General features: G+C 71.8%; 5 protein-coding genes and 1 pseudogene. 2 read left to right on the top strand and 4 right to left on the bottom strand.

Annotated elements, in window-relative coordinates; genetic code table 11:
• Positions 1-120: 2-oxo acid dehydrogenase subunit E2 (locus QZX64_RS11805; protein ID WP_295660003.1), on the top strand; the 120-nt coding region annotated here is incomplete at its 5' end.
• A gap of 311 nt (positions 121-431) precedes the next feature.
• A complete protein-coding gene (locus QZX64_RS11800) occupies positions 432-1,709 on the top strand; it encodes a hypothetical protein (protein ID WP_295660001.1) in 1,278 nt (425 codons plus the stop codon).
• 208 nt (positions 1,710-1,917) lie between these two features.
• On the opposite strand, the gene QZX64_RS11795 is transcribed toward QZX64_RS11800, so the two are convergent.
• The 4 genes and pseudogenes from QZX64_RS11795 to QZX64_RS11780 form a co-directional block, all read right to left on the bottom strand.
• Complete coding sequence (locus tag QZX64_RS11795) at positions 1,918-2,898, bottom strand: epimerase (protein WP_295659999.1); 981 nt, start codon at positions 2,896-2,898, stop codon at positions 1,918-1,920.
• A 46-nt stretch (positions 2,899-2,944) separates the two neighbouring features.
• Complete coding sequence (locus QZX64_RS11790; RefSeq protein WP_295659997.1) at positions 2,945-4,426, bottom strand: M1 family metallopeptidase; 1,482 nt, start codon at positions 4,424-4,426, stop codon at positions 2,945-2,947.
• Entirely contained in the window at positions 4,423-4,830 is a 408-nt protein-coding gene (paaI, locus tag QZX64_RS11785) for a hydroxyphenylacetyl-CoA thioesterase PaaI (RefSeq protein WP_295659995.1), read from the bottom strand. Before paaI ends, QZX64_RS11790 begins: the two co-directional genes overlap by 4 nt.
• A pseudogene (locus QZX64_RS11780) lies at positions 4,827-5,093 on the bottom strand (RNA polymerase subunit sigma-24); the annotation flags it as partial. The pseudogene QZX64_RS11780 and the gene paaI, both read right to left, overlap by 4 nt.

The raw sequence follows: 5,093 nt of genomic DNA, 5'->3' as shown, positions 1-5,093 counted from the left end.
CAGATCACCACGCTGGCGCTGTCGTTCGACCACCGCCACATCGACGGCGAGAAGGGCTCGCGCTTCCTCGCCGACGTGGCCGGGATCCTCGAGGACCCCGCCACGGCGCTGCTGTTCTAGGAGCGGTTGCTCCACACGTGGCGGCGTCCCTCTGGGTCGTCGGCGTAGTAGACGCCGGCTGGTGCTGAGTCGGGGTGGCGGGCTGCTCCTCGGGTCTGTGACGGTCCGTCGGAGCCCGAGCCATCTCTGGGATCGGACCGCTCGGATCGTCCGGTCGTCGAAGTCGGCCACTTCGCGAATTGTGGTGATGACTTCCCAGCTGGACGGGTGTTCGACTCGAGTCGCGCAGGTGCCCCTCACTGACGGGAGACGCCACCGTCCGGAGTGCCGGCCGCGCGCATCCCCAAGCCCGTACGGAGGAGAGATCCGCGATGATCCGAAACGTCTTGGCGGCGTGTGTCGCCGCAGCGTGCGTCAGCGTCCTGGTTGTTCCGGCGGAGGGGTCTCCGGTTCCGATCGCCGGGATCGTGTCGGAGGATCCGGCCGACTTCACGCCTCGCATCACGGTCGGCAATGCTCCGTTCGCTGCGGTGCCCATCGGTGGGCAGATGTACGTGGGTGGCGCCTTCACCGAGGTGAAGAGCTCGAACCGGTCCCAGACCTATGCACGCAAGAACCTCTACGGCTTCAACATGACCGACGGGTCTGTCACCGGGCTGAGCATCACTGTGGACGGCGACATACTGGCGCTCGCGACCGACGGCAGGTCGCTCTACGCAGGGGGGAAGTTCACAGCGGTCAATGGAGTCGCCCGGCGCGGACTGGTCAAGATCAACCCGGCCACGGGAGCTGTCGACACCGCCTTCAACGCCCGGCTCACCGGCACAGTGCAGGACCTCGAGGTGGCCAACGGCCGACTCATCGTGGGGGGCAGGTTCTCCAAGCGCCTCACCGCGGTGAACCTCGCCACCGGCGCGGATCTGAACTACATCAATCTGTCCATCAGCGGCACCACCTCGAGCACGGCCGGGCCCACTGACGTGTGGCGATTCGGGATCTCGCCCGACAAGTCGAAGCTGGTCGCTGTCGGCAACTTCACTGCCGTCAACGGTCAGACGCGGTGGCGGGCCTTCATGGTCAATCTGGGTTCCACCTCGGCTTCTCTTGCGCCTTGGTACTACACGCACCTGAGCAAGTCGTGCGGTGCGTCCGCGAAACGCCCCGCGTACCTGCGGGACGTGGACTTCTCGCCGGACGGAGCGGGCTTCTTCATCGTCTCCACCGGCGGGGGACCGCTGACCGGAGACCGTGGGTTGACCCTGTGCGACGCCGCGGCGCGCTTCAACACCGCGACAACCAGCCCTAGCCGGCCTGCGTGGATCACCTACGCCAACGGCGACACGCTGCTGAGCACGGTGGCCACCGCCTCTGCCGTGTATGTCCAGGGGCACCAGAAGTCGCTCGGACCCGAGACACATGAAGGGATCGGGGCGATCAACCCGAGCACCGGCGCCGTGCTGGAGTGGGATCCCTGGAAGCAACGTGGATTCGGTGGGCAGGTTCTGGTGGTCACCGGCCCCGAGTCGCCTCGCCAGGGGCTGTGGGTGGGCTCGGACACGACGCAGATCGGTGGTGGCACCTCACCCGCCGGTGGCCCGGCGGGCACCCCCGAGGTGCACGAGCGCTGGGCCTTCTTCCCGACGAACTGATGGTGTGACAGGTGTCGTCGCAGGGGGGTGGCGGCGAGCCCGCGCCCCACGCGGGAAGAAGCAACCCGCGTGGGGCCCCGCGGACATCTGCCGTGACTTCGAGCGCGGTGCGGTCGGTGGAGGTCTCGATACGCTCGCTACTCGACCACCGAGCGAGGCATGCCGGTGGTCGAGTGCCTCGCGAGGGACGAGCGAGGTGTATCGAGACCTACGCCCGCGCGTGCCAGGCCGCCAGCACCCGCGCCTCCGCCTCCGGCGAGAGCCCGCTGCGCGCGGCGTCCGGCGTGGCGCGGAACCAGGCGAGGGTGTCGCGCGCCGTCTCCGCGACCGGCCGCACGACCAGCCCCGCCTGGAACGAGGGGGTGGGGTCGTGGGCCATCATGCCGTCGTACTCGGGGCGGGGGAGGAAGAGGGGGATCGCGTCGTCGCCCGCCCACGGCTCGACGCCCTGGTCGGCCAGGAACTCCTGGTCGACCCAGGTGAAGGTGCCCTCGAAGCCGACGCCCATCGCCACCTGGGCCAGCAGGTCGCGGATCTCCAGCAGCTCCCCGACGCCGTCGTAGGTGCCGGTACGCCGCTGCTCGGCGCTGTCGACGATCCACGCGGCCAGGTCGCGCACGTCGATGATCTGCACCGGGTCGTCGGGGGAGCCGGGGGCCAGCACCTCGCCGCCGCGCCCGAGCCGCCACGGCCAGTAGGCGAACCGGCCGCTGCCGTCGTCGGGCCCTGAGATGAGCCCGGGCCGCACGGACATGCTGGAGGTCGCGCCCTCCGCGACGACCTGCTCGCACGCCACCTTCATGGGGCCGTAGGCGTCCGGGTCGGTGGCGAGGTCGGCGTCGTCGGTGCGCGGCTCGTGGAGCCGCAGGGTCGCCGGCGTGCCGGGGGTGTCGTCGTCGGGATAGACGTTGATCGTCGAGACGAAGACCCAGTGCGCGTCCGGGGTCGCGGCCACCGCGCGGCGCACGTGGGAGGGCAGCCGCGCCACGTCGACGACGGCGTCCCAGGACGCGTCGCTGATCGCGGCGGGTGCCTCGTCGGCGCGGTCCCAGGCGACGTGCTCGACCCCGTCGGGCAGCGCGCCCGAGACGCCGCGGCACGCACAGGTCACGGCGTGCCCGCGCGCCACCGCCTCGGCCGCCACCGCACGGGAGAGGAACCGGGTGCCACCGAGCACGAGGAGTCGCATGGGCCCACACTCAGGGGGCGGTTCGCCGGGCGGCAAGGGAGTTCGCTCACGGCGCAAGCGGCTGCTCCGGGGTGACCTCCGGCATGGTCTCCCCGGTGATCCAGCTGTCGAAGAACGACGAGAGCTCCAGGCCCGTGGCGTCCTCCCAGTGGTCGTAGAGCTGCTCGCGGCCCACCGAGGTGCCGGCGTTCTCCTCGAGCCAGCTGCGGGCGACCGCCCAGAACTCATCCTCGCCGAGGCGCTTGCGCAGCTCGTCCCACATCAGGGCGGGGCAGTAGTAGATGTTGCCGGCCCCGAAGCTGCCGCGGTCGTAGTCGCCGGGCGGTCCGGCCTCGGCGAGCGAGGCGCGGCACGCCTGCTCGTACGACGCCAGCGCCTCGCTCGCCGGCAGCCCGGCCAGGTCGGCCTCGTAGCGGCCCTGCAGGTACATCGTCATGCCCTCGTTGAGCCACACGTCGCGCCAGTCGGACGGGCTGACCAGGTCGCCGTACCACTGGTGCGCGATCTCGTGCATGATCACCGGCTCCGACAGCACGTAGGCGTTGGTGCCGAGGGTGATCATCGTCTGGGTCTCCATGGCGCTCTCGGAGTCGGTGACGACGAGGCCGAGGGTGCTGAAGGGGTAGGGGCCGAGGCGCTCCTCGATCCAGTCGACGGTGCGCGGCGCCTTCCGCAGCCGCGACAGCACCCTGGGCATGCCGCGGGGCACCCAGTAGTCGACGGTCAGCCCGCTGCCGGTGGTGCCGCTGTCGTGCCGGTAGTCCCCGACGGCGATCGTCGTGAGGTACGACGACGCGGGGGAGTCCAGGTGCCAGCGCGTGGTCGTGCGCCCGTCGGTCGTCGAGGTGTCGAGGAGCTCGCCGTTGGCGACGCCGCGGAAGGGCGCGTCGGTGGTGATGCTGACGTCGTAGAGGGCCTTGTCGGCGGGCTGGTCGTTGACGGGGTACCACGAGTAGGCGCCGAACGGCTCCTGCATGGTCCACAGCTCGCCGGCGTCGGTGACGGTGATGCCGGTGACGGAGAAGTCGCTGCGGCGCGTGGGTGCCGGCACGGGGCCGGGGCGGCCGGCGTACTCCACGACGAGCTCGTGCCGCTCCTCGGCGGTGACGGCCGCCTCCACGAGCAGGTCCTTGCCGGGGTGGGTGAAGGGCACGTCCCGGCCGTCGAGGGTGACGGCGCTCGGGCGCATCCGGGGTCCGAGGTCGAGCCGGAGCCGGTCGGCGTCGGCGGTGGCCCGCAGCGTGATGGTGGCGGTCCCGGAGAGCCGGCGCCGCGTCGGCGCCCAGTCGAGCTTCAGGTCGTAGTGCAGCGCGTCGACGCCGGGGTCGCCCACGTCGGGGTAGAACGAGTCCTCGACCGGGGTGCTGAGCGCCGCGTCGAGGTCGGGCGCCGGCGACGCGGACGGTCCGGCGGGGCTGCTCCCGGTCGTGCCCGCGCCGGTGGTCCGCTCGCTTGCGTCGTCGTCGCCGCCGGAGCACCCGGCGGCCAGCACTGCGACGGCGACCAGCGCCGCGACCCGCCCCCTCACGACCCGTCCCCCGTGCGCGTCTGCGTCGCGTGCCCCTCGAACGTGGCCACCAGCCGGTCGCCCGCGTGCACGTCCACGTCGTACACGCCGCGGCGGCCCTCGCGCTCCCGCTCGACCGCGACCGCCGTCAGCACCTCGCCGAGCCGCACGGGGGCGTGGAAGCGGATCGACGCGCTGTGCGCGACCGTCACCGGGCCGTGGGAGTTGCAGGCGAAGGCGAACGCCGAGTCGGCGAGGGTGAAGGTCAGGCCGCCGTGGCCGATGGCGTGGCCGTTGACCATGTCCTCGCGCACGGGCATCGACACCTCGGCCCGCCCCGGCGACACCGAGACCAGCGTCATGCCGAGCGCCCGGGACGCCCGGTCGCCGTCCCACATCCGCCGGATGTGCTCCGGCAGGCTCACGCGTCGCCCCGCAGCAGCGGCTCCACCAGCTGCGGGCGGCCGTCCTCGATCGTCTCCATCGCCTCGAGCAGGTCGAGCCGGGTGCCGGCGATGACGCTGGTCGTGCGCGGGTCGGGACGCTCCAGGGGCAGCACGTCGGAGGGCACGGCCCGGTTCCTCAGCCGGCGGTACGTCGAGCGCGCACTGTTGAGGGCCACCACGTGCAGCCACGTGGTGAACCGGCCCCGCCGGTGCCCCTGGCGAAGCTTGGTCGCCACGCTCAG

It is taken from the genome of uncultured Nocardioides sp., from assembly GCF_902805925.1.
Classification (GTDB): domain Bacteria; phylum Actinomycetota; class Actinomycetes; order Propionibacteriales; family Nocardioidaceae; genus Nocardioides.
The sequence above is the reverse complement of the archived record's forward strand: the minus strand, read 5'-3'. Positions and strand labels throughout refer to the sequence as shown.

Bases quoted from the DNA above. Each gene is read 5' to 3' on its own strand.
- QZX64_RS11800 (WP_295660001.1), top strand. From the start codon at position 432: ATGATCCGAAACGTCTTGGCGGCGTGTGTCGCCGCAGCGTGCGTCAGC.
- QZX64_RS11795 (WP_295659999.1), bottom strand. From the start codon at position 2,898: ATGCGACTCCTCGTGCTCGGTGGCACCCGGTTCCTCTCCCGTGCGGTG.